At 52.2% G+C, this 13,569-nt stretch carries 12 protein-coding genes; 11 read left to right on the forward strand and 1 reads right to left on the reverse strand.

The window, feature by feature from the left end:
• Positions 1-314 precede the first annotated feature (314 nt).
• From Q4E93_RS20615 to Q4E93_RS20640, 6 genes are all read left to right on the forward strand, one after another.
• The gene (locus Q4E93_RS20615; protein WP_303588456.1) at positions 315-1,049 is read left to right on the forward strand and encodes a DUF4397 domain-containing protein; all 735 of its coding nucleotides are present in this window, start codon (positions 315-317) and stop codon (positions 1,047-1,049) included.
• A 363-nt stretch (positions 1,050-1,412) separates the two neighbouring features.
• Complete coding sequence (locus tag Q4E93_RS20620; RefSeq protein WP_303588458.1) at positions 1,413-2,018, forward strand: RNA polymerase sigma-70 factor; 606 nt, start codon at positions 1,413-1,415, stop codon at positions 2,016-2,018.
• A 432-nt stretch (positions 2,019-2,450) separates the two neighbouring features.
• Entirely contained in the window at positions 2,451-3,056 is a 606-nt protein-coding gene (locus Q4E93_RS20625) for an RNA polymerase sigma factor (RefSeq protein WP_303588460.1), read from the forward strand.
• A 119-nt stretch (positions 3,057-3,175) separates the two neighbouring features.
• Positions 3,176-4,387 (forward strand): FecR family protein, encoded by a 1,212-nt coding sequence (locus Q4E93_RS20630; protein WP_303588462.1) that lies wholly within the window; start codon positions 3,176-3,178, stop codon positions 4,385-4,387.
• A gap of 315 nt (positions 4,388-4,702) precedes the next feature.
• Positions 4,703-7,930, forward strand: a complete 3,228-nt coding sequence (locus tag Q4E93_RS20635; RefSeq protein ID WP_303588464.1) for a SusC/RagA family TonB-linked outer membrane protein — start codon at positions 4,703-4,705, stop codon at positions 7,928-7,930.
• Between the two features lie 18 nt (positions 7,931-7,948).
• On the forward strand, positions 7,949-9,337 hold the full coding sequence (locus Q4E93_RS20640) for a RagB/SusD family nutrient uptake outer membrane protein (RefSeq protein WP_303588465.1): 1,389 nt from the start codon (positions 7,949-7,951) through the stop codon (positions 9,335-9,337).
• 9 nt (positions 9,338-9,346) lie between these two features.
• Here Q4E93_RS20640 and Q4E93_RS20645 read toward each other — a convergent pair whose 3' ends face one another.
• On the reverse strand, positions 9,347-9,649 hold the full coding sequence (locus tag Q4E93_RS20645) for a hypothetical protein (protein WP_303588466.1): 303 nt from the start codon (positions 9,647-9,649) through the stop codon (positions 9,347-9,349).
• 230 nt (positions 9,650-9,879) lie between these two features.
• Between Q4E93_RS20645 and Q4E93_RS20650 the strand changes: the two genes are divergently transcribed.
• From Q4E93_RS20650 to Q4E93_RS20670, 5 genes are all read left to right on the forward strand, one after another.
• On the forward strand, positions 9,880-10,362 hold the full coding sequence (locus Q4E93_RS20650) for a hypothetical protein (RefSeq protein WP_303588467.1): 483 nt from the start codon (positions 9,880-9,882) through the stop codon (positions 10,360-10,362).
• 81 nt (positions 10,363-10,443) lie between these two features.
• Positions 10,444-10,815, forward strand: coding sequence for a hypothetical protein (locus Q4E93_RS20655; protein ID WP_303588469.1), 372 nt, complete (start codon positions 10,444-10,446; stop codon positions 10,813-10,815).
• Between the two features lie 60 nt (positions 10,816-10,875).
• Positions 10,876-11,385 (forward strand): hypothetical protein, encoded by a 510-nt coding sequence (locus Q4E93_RS20660; protein ID WP_303588471.1) that lies wholly within the window; start codon positions 10,876-10,878, stop codon positions 11,383-11,385.
• A 191-nt stretch (positions 11,386-11,576) separates the two neighbouring features.
• Entirely contained in the window at positions 11,577-12,182 is a 606-nt protein-coding gene (locus Q4E93_RS20665) for an RNA polymerase sigma factor (RefSeq protein WP_368501887.1), read from the forward strand.
• An 89-nt stretch (positions 12,183-12,271) separates the two neighbouring features.
• Positions 12,272-13,495 (forward strand): FecR family protein, encoded by a 1,224-nt coding sequence (locus Q4E93_RS20670; protein WP_303588475.1) that lies wholly within the window; start codon positions 12,272-12,274, stop codon positions 13,493-13,495.
• The last annotated feature ends 74 nt before the right edge of the window (positions 13,496-13,569 follow it).

Genomic DNA, 13,569 nt, shown 5'->3' on the forward strand with positions numbered 1-13,569 from the left:
ATAAGAATTAAAATAATCTATAGGTTTTCTTCTAGACGGATAGTTCAATATCCTGGGATCCGTGTTTTATATAGACAATGTAGATAATGCCGGGAACGACCGTTTCCAACTCCATTAAACCTTCTCTCCGGAATTAGCAAACCTAAAAGTGATTTTAAAGTTCAACCAGATAAGTGGAACTTATCCTCTGTTGACCGGACCTTACTACCTGCTGACCGGGACAAACGATTGCCCTGCCTGTGAGCCGCCAACTGCCGGTTTGTGGCTGCGTGTGTCAATGGTGCAAAATCTTAACATTTATAACTAACTATTCAATGAGAGTCTCCTACCTGACCTTCGTAGTTGCATTCGCATCGGCCACTGCCATTTTCTCGTGTGAAAAAACGAAATACATTGCTCCACCAGTCAGCTTCGTCGTGATAAACGCAATGCCCGGCAGTAACGATATTGTCCCTAAATTGGGGGCGGACACAGCCGGAAGATATTTCAACAGCCCTGAAAGCGGCAGAAATATAGCAAGAGTCAGTTATGGTACGTCTCAATTATATTCCATCGGACCTGGTCAGACTTCGCTCACGGTGGTTCCCATTACTGACACTACGTTCAATATTTTTAAAACTGATCTGACGCTGGAATCCGGCACTATCTACTCTTTCTACCTCTCCGGCGATACGGCCCATGCCGACACGATGATGGTGAAAGAGAACCTTCCGCCTATCACGGACAGTAGCGCAGGCGCACGTTTTGTCAACCTGGCCTCAGGAGGTAAGTCCCTTACTATCAACCTGGCATCAGACAATACACATACACCGATTGCTTCGCTGGCTTATCACAACCTCTCTGATTTTAAGAATTATGACGCGGGGATGAACGTTGGGGGGCACTACGATTTCGAGATCAGAGACCAGGCTACAGGAGATTCCTTGACGACGTTTACCTGGACCTATGCAAGGTACAGATGCACGACCATTGTCATTTCCGGATCCACGGATCCTTTAAGTCCGACGCCACTGAATGTTTTCGCCGTAAATAATTTTGTAACTTATTAGCCCTCTAACTCTAAGTACCCCCTTACGGATTTTTCCGGAGGGGGCTTTTTTAGTACAATGGATACAAGAAAAAGTGAATGTTTTTGCAATTTGGGAAATGCCCCGAGAGGACATTTTTTTTGCCATTTCAGGAATATTTAGGTAGTTTAGAGGCACCACATCTGAACACAAAAATTTTGTACGATTGCCATCTTTGAAAAAGCCTTGATGGATTTTGTGTTTCTGCTATAATGATTATAAGGCCTTATTTGTAAACCTTCTATTAGATAAACCACCTTTAAGTGTAAGAACGAACTGGATTTTCCACCGAGGAGGATCCGCTGATAACAATCATTATAAAGTAGCTAAAACCAGAGATTACACATGGACCATCCTGAGTTAAATCCGGATCTCATCAATGAATTTCAAAAGGGTGATCCACATGCATTCACGTACTTCTTCCAGCTGCATTATCGCCCCCTCTGTTATTTTGCCAGTCAGCTGGTAGGGAGTCAGCAGGATGCCGAAGACATCGTAAAAGATACTTACGTGAAGCTTTGGCAGAAGCATACCGATTTTGCCACTCCCCAGAATATAAAAGCATTCCTGTATATTACTACCCGTAATGCCTGTCTCAACTTCCTCCGGCATCTCCAGGTGAAAGAATCTTCCCGTAAAGAGCTGCTGTACCTGGAAGCAGAAAAAGGCCAGGAACTGGTGGTAAATCAGATGATCCGGGCGGAGCTGATGCAGGAGATCTACACCGAGATAGAGAAGCTGCCCGAAAAACGCCGCATGGTCTTCAAGATGGCCTACCTGGATGGCCTGAAGAACGACGAGATAGCCGATCAGATGCACATCTCCATTCACACCGTAAAAGAACATAAAGGCAAGGCGCTGCAATTCCTTCGGCTACGCTTCTCCGACAAGAACATCATCCTGTTTATCCTGCTTTGTAGCCAATGCATGGAGGTGGTGGAAAAGCATTAGGGGACAGACAGCCAGGAGCATCAGCCCGAAGACTAACGGTTTGAACACCAGCCTGTAAAAGAGGAACCCGCAGCAGGTGAGCATGAATCCCCCGGTACAGAGGGCCAGGAACCCATAGTATAAAATATGCTGTGTTATGGTGGATGGGCGTGCCATGGATAAGGTGTATCCTAAAGTTCGTACTTCGTAATAATCCATCCGGGAAAAAGGATGGTCGCAATGGTAATGTTATTTTTTGACAGTAACGGCAAACCTTTTAGGAGGTCTTGTCGTTTTTTTATTACTTTTACGGCTCGTCGCAAATCAGTCAATCTCCTGTTACAGCACCGGTCTTCCGCCGGAGGTTTAGTTTTCTCTCGTCTTTGCTTTATGTTCCAGCTCAACCTTGTCCTGTCAGGTATTGACATTAGTAACCAGAACTGTGAATCAACCATGGAACAGGAGTACGCAGACCCGCTTTTGATCGAAAAGATCCGCAGGGGGGAAAACCAGGCTTTCAAGGTAGTAATGGATATGCTCAAAGACCGGCTGGCCGTCATGGCCTATGCGCTGTTGTCCCACCATCAGAATGCAGAAGACGCTGTCGCTCACGGCTTTTTCAAATTATTCCAACACCGGGAGAAAATGGAATCCATGCAGCATGTGGAAGGCTTCCTCCATGACACCGTACAGCATAAATGCCTGGAAGGGCGGCGTAAGGACCGGCGGCGCAAAGAGTTGTGGGCACTGCGGCCTGCCTGGATGGCCCGGAGTGAAGCAGCGGAGAAGGGTGGAGAGGCTGACCAGAAAGTGCTGAAGTCGGAGTTAGTGTATTGTATACAGTCAGCGTTGGACAGGATGCCGGCGCAATGGCGGGAAGCCTACCAATTATATATCGTGGAGGATCGCAAAGCTAGAGAAGTAGCTGACCGGATGGGGATCAGTGAGCAGACGGTCCGGCAGTATGCCCACCGCGCCGCCGGGGAAATATATGGGGAGGCCGTGAGTAAGGGATTGCATATCCTGCTGATCCTCTGGATCTTGAAGATGCTGTTCTAAAAAATTTAAAAAAAGTTCGTTTTTCCGTATCGTTTTGGTTCCGTCGCGCGTCTTTATCATCGTACAGGACGATTGTCTATCCCGTATGAAAGCTATCCATTAAACCATTTAAGATCCTCATGGCGAATGAATCCCATATCGCGAACCTGATAGCCAGGCAATTGCGCCGGGACATCACAGCGACTGAAGCGCAGGAGCTGGAATCCTGGCGGGACGCCTACCCTTCACACCGCACTTTCCTGGAGGAAGAGACGCGGGAAGAGGTGCTGATCGGGACGTTGCGGGAAGGGCGCCAGATGAGCAAGGACGCCACCTGGAGGAAGTTCGAAATATTGAGAGACCAATACCTGTTGTCTCAACAGCGGGCTCCTATAATACGCCGGTACTGGCAGATGGCGGCAGCCGTACTCATCGTTCTGGCTGGTATCGGCCTGTATCTTTGGCGGAGTGCTTCGAAAGATGGAATAACGGAAACACCCAATCCCCTCCTGGCAGCATTGCCAGTGACGGCCGACAAGGCTTCCTTATTCCTGGAAGACGGGACTTCCATCGGGATCGATCCGGCCCTGCAAGGTTGGGTAGCTATACAGAGAGCCACGGTTACTGCCGTAGGCGACAGCAACCGGGTAAGCTACTCTTCTGACGTCCTGAACCTGCCGGGTTTTCTTTTCCGTACTACATCGCCCTCACCTGCGATCCCGTACAATGTGCTGCACGTTCCCTATGGCGCGAAATATGAGCTGACATTGCCGGACGGCGTGCAAGTGATCCTGAACGCAGGATCAACCCTTCGATATCCTATCACGGGCGCCGGCCACCAGCGCAACGTGGCGCTCACCGGCCAGGCTTACTTTTCCGTACCGCATGACCCCCAACATCCTTTCATTGTCAGGACGGGTGGACGGCAGATAGAAGTATTGGGGACGGAGTTCGCCGTACGCAATTATCCCGGCGAACAATTGCAAACCATCACCCTGCAGAAAGGGAAGGTAAAAGTGCACAGCGGGAAACAAATTGTCGAACTGCATCCCGGCCAGGAGGCGCAGGTGAGCGACAACGATGCCGTAAAAGTCATCAACGTCAATCTTGATAATGCCCTATCCTGGAAAGAAGGCTACTTTAATTTCGACGACCTGGACCTGCGTGCCGCCGTCTGCCAGTTGGCGCAGTGGCACGGCATGAAGGTCCGCATAGAAAAAGACGTTAAGACCAAATCCTTGGGCATTGGCAATATCGCACAGGGTATCCCCCTGCCGAAATTGCTGAAGCTGTTAGAATTACCTGATTTGCATTTTGAGATTCGCGATAGTACGATCATCGTTAGAAAGTAATTTGGGGTTGCCAATCAGTTCCATTGCCATTAAACCTTTACTCGAACATTGACCCAGACCAGACCAACTCCTGTCGTAATTAGCGCATAAACCTTGGCGCTGTAATCTTATCCAATCGGAATTTCCTATTAGTAACCCAACTGCCAGGCTCGTCTCCGGTGAATTTACCGGAGCGCCTGGTAATTTTTGTAAACCAAACTTTAAAATGTCAGAATGGCGGCTACCGCCCAATGCACACCGTCGCGAAAGTATGGGTGTTGTATACTGGCTGTGTTAGTAGTGTCCATATGCTTGTCATCTTCCGTCAAAGCACAGATGGATCCTGCGCATGCCGTATTCACCATCAGTGAGCAGGATCTTACGCCGGCGAGGCTCCGGCGTGCCCTGGAGAAACAGTGTCATTGTGAAACGCATATTGCAGGGCTGGACCGCAGTCTTCATTTCCCCCTTCATGTTCGCAACGCCTCCATCGAGGTGCTGAACCAGCAGCTGAAACCTTACGGGTTGGTGCTGGTGCCCGAATATCCCATGATCTTCATCAAGCCGGTGGCAGTGAAGCCGGCAACTACGGCACCCCAGGGTGAGGCCGGCGCCGACAGCATCATCACCCTGCATGTCTTCAATGACCTGCGGGAACCACTGGCAGGCGCCAACGTGAGCCTCAAAGGTCCCGGAAAAGTCTCCCGTACCTCCAGGGATGGCGTCTTCATCCTCACCAATGTAGTGAGAGGCGACAGCATAGAAGTGACGCACATCGGGCGAAAGACGATCGACACGATCCTGGCCGACGCGGCAGTCATGCAGGTGGTCCTGCGTTCCTATCCCAGGGAACTGGGTGAGATCCAGGTCATCCACTATTACAAGGATTTCCCGCGCCTGTCCACGGGGGACATCGCTACGATGAAGGCCCATGAATTCGAGATCCAGCCTGTGTCGAATTTTTTGCTGATGCTGTCCGGCTGGATGCCCGGACTTTCCGTGACACAGACCAGCGGGGTGAATGGCGCCGGCGTGAAGATGGTGGTCCGTGGCCCCGGCTCCATCGCCAATATCACGGACCCTTTGCTCCTGATCAACGGTATCCCCTATGCGCCCAATAATATTAGTCTGAGCAACCTGCCCATCGGCAATGCAGCGGGATCGCTCAGCCCGGCGGTGGTCATCAACCCTGCCGATATCGAAAGTATCAAAGTATTGAAAGATGCGGATGCCACCGCCATCTACGGCTCCAGGGGCGCCAACGGTGTCATCCTGGTCACTACGAAAAAAGCCAGGAAAGGAGAGCCGGCATGGAACCTGCAATGCAGCATGGGAGCCAGCCAGGTGACCCGGGTCCCTGCGTTGTTGAATACGGAAGCCTATCTCCGTATGCGGCGGGAAGCCCTGGCCAACGATGGGATCAAGGAAGACATCGTTCATGCCCCGGACCTTATCGCCTGGGACACGAGCCGATATACCAACTACCCCCGACAGCTGATCGGCCATACAACACCGCGGGTGACGGCAGATGCCTGGTATGCCCATGCCGGCACGTACACGGGACTCCGGGCGGCCCTCCATTACCTGCGGGAGACGAATGTCTTCCCCGGCCGGCCATCGAATACGCAGGGCGCCCTCACTTCCAGCCTGGAACATTGTTCGAAGAATGGGTTGCTGAATGTGCAGGTGACGAGCCTTTTGGGCCTGGATCATAACCGTCAGTATATCGGCGATCCCAGCTCGCTGATCATGATGGCGCCCAATACACCTTCCCCGTATGATTCCACCGGACATCTGCAATTCGAACCCGGGGGCATCGCCGTCACCAACCCTTATGCCGCCATGCTGGAGACTTACGAGGCGAGGACCAGCAACGTGCTGATGAATGTCCGCATCCAATATGACCTTTCGAAAAGCCGGCGTTTCTGGCGGCATTGGTCGGCGCTGGTCAACGGGGGCGCCAACAACGTCCATGTGGAAGAGAACGGGATCATTCCTATCCTGGCCCAGGATCCCGCCTTTCAACCCACTGGCAGCAGCTATGCGGCGACGACCAACTACCGCAGCTGGATCATCGAACCGCAGCTGGAGCGGAAGGACACGGTGGGTAAGCTGGCCCTGAATTTCCTTGCCGGCAGCAGCTGGCAATGGCTGCGCAATACCATTTCCACGCTGGCCGCCACGGGCTTTACCAATGATGCGCTGCTGGGTACGCTCTCCGCTGCCGGTCAGACGTCGGATGACAAACAAGTAACTGACTACCGGTATGCCGCCGTATTCGGGAGGGCACATCTCAACTGGGACAATACCTATATCGTGAACTTCACGGCGCGAAGGGATGGCTCCAGCCGATTTGGTCCCGGGAGGCAGTTTGGCAATTTCGGGGCCATCGGGGTGGCATGGATCTTCACCAACGGGAAGTTCTTCCAGGAAAAGCTACCCTGGTTCAGCCTGGGCAAACTGGTCGGCAGCTATGGCGTGACGGGCAACGACGCCATCGGCGATTACAGGTACCGTACTGCCTGGGCTGCTACCAACACCGTGCCTTACCAGGGCGTCACGGGGTTTTATCCCACCACCCTGGCCAATCCCAACCTTGCATGGGAGAAAGTAGTGAAACAGGAAGTGGGGATGGAGATGGGGTTCTGGCAGGAAAGGGTCTTCCTGAAAGCGGCGCATTTTGTCAATACCTGCTCGAACCAATTGATACCGTATTCCTTGCCGTCGCAGACAGGCTTTGTATCGGAGATCCGTAATTCGGAAGCCGTGCTCAGGGTGTCGGGCTGGGAGCTCAGCCTGCGGGCGGACCTCATTCGTACGAAGAAAGTACAATGGACGATGGGGGTCAATGGCAGCGCGCCCAAGACCCGGCTGGTGGCTTTCCCCAACCTGAAATTAAGCGCATATGCCAGTACGTTGGTGATCGGGCAATCCCTCAACGTGCTGAAGACTTACCGGCTCCTGGGTGTGGACCGCCAGACGGGCCTGTACCAGTTCAAAGATGTCATTCGTGACGGCGAGATCAACGACTCGGACAGGATTGTTGTCGGGGATTGGGACCCGCGCTGGTATGGCGGCGCCTTCAGCAGTCTCCGCATCGGGCATTGCCGGATCGATGTGCATATAGAAGGCCGCGTCCAAAAAGGCGTCAGCTACGAAGCCTTCATTTATACCAATAACCCGCCGGGGATGCTGGGACCCGGCATGCTGACCAACCAGTCGACGGCCGTAGAAGACCGTTGGACCCATGCAGGGCAATCGGCGGCTTACCAGCAATTGACCACGAGCCCGGGCACTGCGGCCGGCGCGTTGCTGAGTAATTATACGGCCAGCAGCGCCATCATGACGGATGCCTCCTTTTTGCGGCTGAAGACCCTCGCCCTGTCATGGCAGCTGGCGGATGCATGGATGCGATCCGTGCACTGCTCCGGAGGACGGCTGTTCCTCCAGGCGCAGAACCTCCTTACGATGACCCATTATAAAGGAACCGACCCTGAAACGCAGGGATTGGTGCTGCCGCCCCTGCGAACCATGGAGGCGGGGATCCAGGTGACATTCAAATAAACAAACAATGCGCGCAAGATGCTGAAAAAATATATGGTATGGGCGATGATCACCGGGATGCTATTGCCGGGTTGCCGGAAGTTCGTCCAGGTGGGAGACCCGGAGACTTCGCTCGGGACAGCCACGGTCTTCTCCGGAGATGAGACGGCCACGGCGGCACTCATGGGCATGTATAGCCGCGCCATGACGGCACAAGGATCTTTTTTGAATGGAGGTAATAGCCTCTATCCTGCTTTGTCTGCCGACGAATGCGCGTTGACACAGGCATCTCCTGGCCTGGAAGCTTTCAGGGACAATGCCCTGGCCAGCAACAATACCTATATCGCCCAGCTGTACAGCTCCGCCTACAATACTATCTATAATGCCAACATGCTGCTGGAGAACGTGGACCGCAGCAAGCAAAAACTGTCCACCTCCGTATGGCGCCAGATCAAGGGAGAAGCCCTGTTCGTCCGGGCACTCGTGTACAGCCGGCTGGTGGTGCTATGGGGCGGCGTGCCGCGGGTGATCACCACGAACGCAGATGATAATGCCACCAAGGGAGGCAGCGTTCCCGACAGTATTTACAGCCAGGTGATCGGCGACCTGCAGGGAGCGGACAGCCTGCTGGATATAACGTATGCCTGGGCAGGGTCCGGACCGCCCGAAAGGACAAGGCCCAACCGGTGGGCGGCGAAAGCCCTGGCTGCGCGTATCTGGCTGACCATGGGCCACTGGGTGGAGGTGGAAGCCGCGGCCACCGCAGTGATCGAAAGCGGCGACTACCAACTGGAAGCCTCCCCCGACAGCGTATTCCTCAAAGGCAGCCGGGAGGCCATCCTGCAATTCCAGCCCGTCGGCAACAGTATCAACAGTGCGGAAGGCTATTCTTATCTGCCTGCGGACAACCCGCTGGCCAAACCCGCCTTCGTACTCGATCCTGTCCTGCTGGCGGCATTTGAACCCCAGGACATAAGATTGCCGCACTGGGTGGGGACAAAGATCATCAACGGAGTGACCTATGCCTATCCCGCCAAATACAAGGTGAGAGCAGCTTTTCCTTACCGGGAGTACGAAATGGTGATCCGCCTGGCGGAGGTCCTGCTCATCCGGGCAGAGGCAAGGGCGCAGCAGGGCAGGCTGGATGATGCCATCAGCGACCTGAATCGCATACGGAGCCGCGCGGGCCTGGCGGACCTGCTGACCGGCGTGCCACAGACGGACATATTAGCGGCCATCGCACAGGAGCGCCGCATCGAGCTTTTTACGGAATGGGGCCACCGGTGGGCGGACCTGAAACGCTGGGGACAGGCGGATGTCATTCTTGCCGCAGAGAAAGCAGGCTGGAAGCCATACGCCAAGCTGTACCCTTTTCCTTTGAGCGATGTCCTAAGGAATCTGAACCTTACACAGAATGACGGATATTGAAACAACGGCCTAGTGCGTGTAGAGCTTTTGTGCAGGCAGGATGGTATGCGGATAGTTGTTATTGGTATAGCCATTAACTATCAGAGTACCTCCGCCCTGTTGGGTATTCACCAGCAGGCCTGTGGCGTTTTCCAGGTCGTTGATCTCGGTGGTGGTGGAAGCCCATTGGTGGAACATGTCCGAATCCGCCCAATACCAATAGTAGAAAGTTTTTTTGGCGACGGGGACGTTGTGTGAGTGGGCAGGCGCTGTGCTGCCAAGAAACATCCATACACATGCGAGTACGCAAAGGCGTGTGAAGTAAAGCTTCATACAATAAAGTTTTATACCGTGAAGAATAGTGCCACTAGTCAATAAGCCTTAATGAGGAAGCTGTGGTTGAAATAGCGTAGGTCACGAATGTGGGAAAGGATATAACTAAAAGGATGGTAGCTAAATGTAAGAACGTATTCTAAAAAAAGATTATTTGGGCGTTGGACTTAGGTCAAAATACATATTTTCATGTAGGTTATGCTCGTAGTAAACCCGTAAAAAACTATAACATGCTATCGACTGGCACCCATGCTTTTTTCCGACAGGTGGAGGAAGGCGACCTGGCCTACTTTGCTCATTGCATTGGCGTAGGCGCCGGTCTGCCCTATGCGAAGTGGGAAAAGATCTTAGGAAGCCTGGAGCTCCAGTTCCGGGATAAGGAAAACTGCTGGCGTCCCCAGGCCTGGGTGATGGCGGTGGAGGACCGGCCTGTGTTCTTACTGGAGGACACAGGTGACCAGGTCTTTCTCACGGGGCCGCCCTCCTGGGGAGGGCATACCCGGCGAATGGCATTGGTCTGGCAAGCCGCGCTGGTACATTTTTTCTTACGGTTGCAGCGGGCCGAAGTGCGCATGGTCGTCCAGGCGAGTCGTGCCGCGGAGGTGAAAGCCTTGGAAAACCTCGGTTGCCGGAGGGAAAGTGTATATACCGACCGGAGTGGCACCCACTATTTTTATGTATGCCGGCCGGAGGACCTCCGGGCTGTAATTTGACGGCTGCGGTCTAATTCAGGTGTTTTCACGCTTTTTCGGTTATTCCTGCTGCGTTATATTTGGCGTCCATAACTAACCTGCATGAAAAATAAGAAAGGCGGAGGGGCCCAACTGTGGGGCATGGTCCTGTATGAAATTATTGGCGATGGCTGCCTGAATGGGGTTTGGACGAATACCCATACGGACAGCAGGAAGATGATGAATGAGATCGCCCGTAAGAAGAAGGGGGAAGAGAAGGATCCCATCGCAGGGGAATACTATGTTTCCTGGATCGAGGAAAAGGGCGGGCCGGTGTCGGGTACGCTGAAGGTGGAGTCAAAGATCACCCATTATAGTTTTGAATGGATCGTCAGCGGGAAGGTGAGCTTCAAGGGGGTAGGGATCCTGATGGGCGCAGATAAGCTGGCCGTGACGTATTGGGATGGGGAAGGGATTAGTTTTCCGGTGGGGTGAGACGCAATAGTATTTTTGTGTCATAAGCGTGTTTTTGGATAAAATTTCAAACATCAGCTTATGAAAAGGATACTCCTCGTTCTTTTTGTCATTTCCTCCTTTCAATGTTTACAAGCGCAGTCTGCCAATGCCACATCCGCTGAAATGCTGACCCGGCAGCGCAATGACAGCATCATCCTCGCTGATATCATCATGCCTTTAGTGGAGAAAAGTACTGCGGTTCCGGACTGGGATGGACTGGGCGCTACCGTCAAGGAAAAATATGGGGATACTTATGTCGACCGTTCAGTCACGAAAGCGCAGATCTACTATTATTTTAATAAGGACTGGCCGATGTTCTGCAAGGCGCTGGTGCATTATACTGAAGCTTATGAAAACAAGGATGATCTGCGCCGGATGAATAAGAACGCGAAAATGGTGCTGGAATATAGCCAGAGCCCCGAAGAGCTGAAGACTGCTGCGGGCTGGGTAAAATACGCAATGAATAAGGAGCCCGATGACCATGGCTATAAAGACACTTACGATGCCCTCACGACAAAAATAAAAGAGAAGGTATTGGGAGGGCAGTAAACATACTCCCACTACATAAAATATTCCCGGGCCGGCTAGTTCATCTTGCCGGCCCGGTTGTTTCTATTTACGACGCATTCTACCGATGCGTGTCTCATACCACGTTTTCCCACCTGCCGGGCACCTTCCACGGTGTCCATCTACAGCAATCAGATTACTGTCCAACGACAGCACTTTAAATCTCATGGTAAATGGTTTTATCAGTCTCTGATTTAGCGCAATTCCGGCTAGGTGATGAAATGATTTTTAAAAAGGCTTACGAGGCATATAAGTCAAGGATCTATGCAATGGCCTATGGGATGCTGCAGCGCAGGGCCGATGCAGAAGATGTCACCGCCGAGGCATTTTTTGAGCTTTGGAAAGTACGGGAAAAAATAAGGGAAGACGGCCATATCCCTGCTTTCCTCTATGTCGCTGCCCGTCACAAATGCGTAAATATCCTGCTTAAACGAAAGCGGGCGCCGCATATCAGTATCGAGATCATTGGGCAGCAGGAAGCAGTGGATACTTCGCATGAAGAGATCGATTATCTCAAAACTATCAAGGCATTGGAGATTGCTATAGAACAGTTGCCGGCTCAACAAAAGGAAGTGATCCGCCGGTATTATATAGAGGGGCTTAGTATGGCAGAGGCAGCCCATAAAATGAACATCGATATCAAGACAGCCTATACACACCGGAAGAGGGCGGTAGCGTTCCTGCTGAAACTAATGAAAAATAAAAGATCCGGGCTTTTCATTTCCATCCTTCTTACAGGCATTTGCGGAATTTTTTTAAAAATTATGCTGCGGATGTAAGAATTCTGAAGATCTGGTTGTGTAGATAGAGTAGGTGTTGATTCAATGGTATGAGACATCACCAATAAACCGTACAAAAATATATTCATATGGCCGAAGAAGAAAGGATCGCTGAGCTGATCCTCAAGCAATTGCGGCACAATTTGTCTGTGGAGGAAAAAGTAGAGCTCGATGCATGGACCTATGCATCCGATGCCAACCGGCAGTATATGGCTCACGGGGCGAGTCGCGAGCACGTGTTGTCAGCTATGAAAGCGCTCCTGACAAGAAATGACAAGGCCATCGATAAGAAGCTCAAAAAACTTCGAAGGAAAATTAGAAAATCGGCGGAGGCACCTGTTTTACATGCATGGAGCTGGTATGCCGGAAGGGTGGCCATATTTGTCCTGCTGACAGGAATGGTAGCGGTTACATTTTTTTACTTCCACCGGGATCGGGCGCCCGCGGTCAGCAAAACACACATTGCCCGGCAAGATCTGGACTCCGGCAGGATCACATTGACCTTGCTGGATGGTACTACCCTATATATGGATGAAATGCCTACCGGAAGTAATATTGAAGGGAAAGGCTGGCGCATCATAAAGGTCGACAGCCAGCATATTGCTTATTCAGATGTCCATGTTTCCCCTGCAAATGGGGCGGGGGAGGATGTGCCGTACCACCTGCTTTCCACACCATATGGGCAGGGCTTTTATGTGTCGCTGCCGGATAGAAGTGAGATCCAGCTGGGCGCAGGCACATCCATCAAATATGCTGTCAGGAGCGCCGGTGGTACGAAGGGAGAGCGGGCCGTGATGCTTAATGGAGAGGCCTACTTCACGGTAGCGAAAAATAAGGATGTCCCTTTCATCGTATCTACGCAAAAGGCAAAGGTCACCGTCCTGTCCACTGACTTTTGCGTGCATGATTATCCCGGGGAGAGCGGATACCTTGCTACTGTTGTGAGCGGCGCCATCGATGTGAGTGATGGGAAGACCAGCGTGCATGTGGTGGCAGGAGAGGCTGCGAAGATGGATAGCTCGTCGGCCGGCATACGGGTCAGTAAGTACGATGCAATGAAGGGATTGGCTTGGAGAAGTAATTTTTTCGATTTCGCCCATCTGAATCTCCGCCAGTCGTTGATGCAAATAGGCGATTGGTATGGCAAGGGCGAGATTGTCATCCATCCCGGCGTCGATACGGTAAACTTAGGTGTTTTAAGTACTGGCCTGATCAGCAAGAACGTAAAACTGGATACATTATTGAAAAAAATAGGGGAAGCGCGCCATCTTCATCTCCGGGCCGAGGGGAACAAGATCATTGCGGGACCCTGACACCATATCCGGGTCATCAGAACCCACCATGTACCATTAAGCCCATCCTTGCTTTATTGTAACCGGGGAGTAAC

Source organism: Flavitalea plasmicola, from assembly GCF_030546645.1.
GTDB lineage: Bacteria > Bacteroidota > Bacteroidia > Chitinophagales > Chitinophagaceae > Puia.

What these genes read in the sequence shown, in the direction of transcription:
- Q4E93_RS20615 (WP_303588456.1), top strand. Translation starts at nt 315, where the DNA reads ATGAGAGTCTCCTACCTGACCTTCGTAGTTGCATTCGCATCGGCCACT.
- Q4E93_RS20620 (WP_303588458.1), top strand. Translation starts at nt 1,413, where the DNA reads ATGGACCATCCTGAGTTAAATCCGGATCTCATCAATGAATTTCAAAAG.
- Q4E93_RS20625 (WP_303588460.1), top strand. Translation starts at nt 2,451, where the DNA reads ATGGAACAGGAGTACGCAGACCCGCTTTTGATCGAAAAGATCCGCAGG.
- Q4E93_RS20630 (WP_303588462.1), top strand. Translation starts at nt 3,176, where the DNA reads ATGGCGAATGAATCCCATATCGCGAACCTGATAGCCAGGCAATTGCGC.
- Q4E93_RS20635 (WP_303588464.1), top strand. Translation starts at nt 4,703, where the DNA reads ATGGATCCTGCGCATGCCGTATTCACCATCAGTGAGCAGGATCTTACG.
- Q4E93_RS20640 (WP_303588465.1), top strand. Translation starts at nt 7,949, where the DNA reads ATGCTGAAAAAATATATGGTATGGGCGATGATCACCGGGATGCTATTG.
- Q4E93_RS20645 (WP_303588466.1), bottom strand. Translation starts at nt 9,649, where the DNA reads ATGAAGCTTTACTTCACACGCCTTTGCGTACTCGCATGTGTATGGATG.
- Q4E93_RS20650 (WP_303588467.1), top strand. Translation starts at nt 9,880, where the DNA reads ATGCTATCGACTGGCACCCATGCTTTTTTCCGACAGGTGGAGGAAGGC.
- Q4E93_RS20655 (WP_303588469.1), top strand. Translation starts at nt 10,444, where the DNA reads ATGAAAAATAAGAAAGGCGGAGGGGCCCAACTGTGGGGCATGGTCCTG.
- Q4E93_RS20660 (WP_303588471.1), top strand. Translation starts at nt 10,876, where the DNA reads ATGAAAAGGATACTCCTCGTTCTTTTTGTCATTTCCTCCTTTCAATGT.
- Q4E93_RS20665 (WP_368501887.1), top strand. Translation starts at nt 11,577, where the DNA reads ATGGTTTTATCAGTCTCTGATTTAGCGCAATTCCGGCTAGGTGATGAA.
- Q4E93_RS20670 (WP_303588475.1), top strand. Translation starts at nt 12,272, where the DNA reads ATGGCCGAAGAAGAAAGGATCGCTGAGCTGATCCTCAAGCAATTGCGG.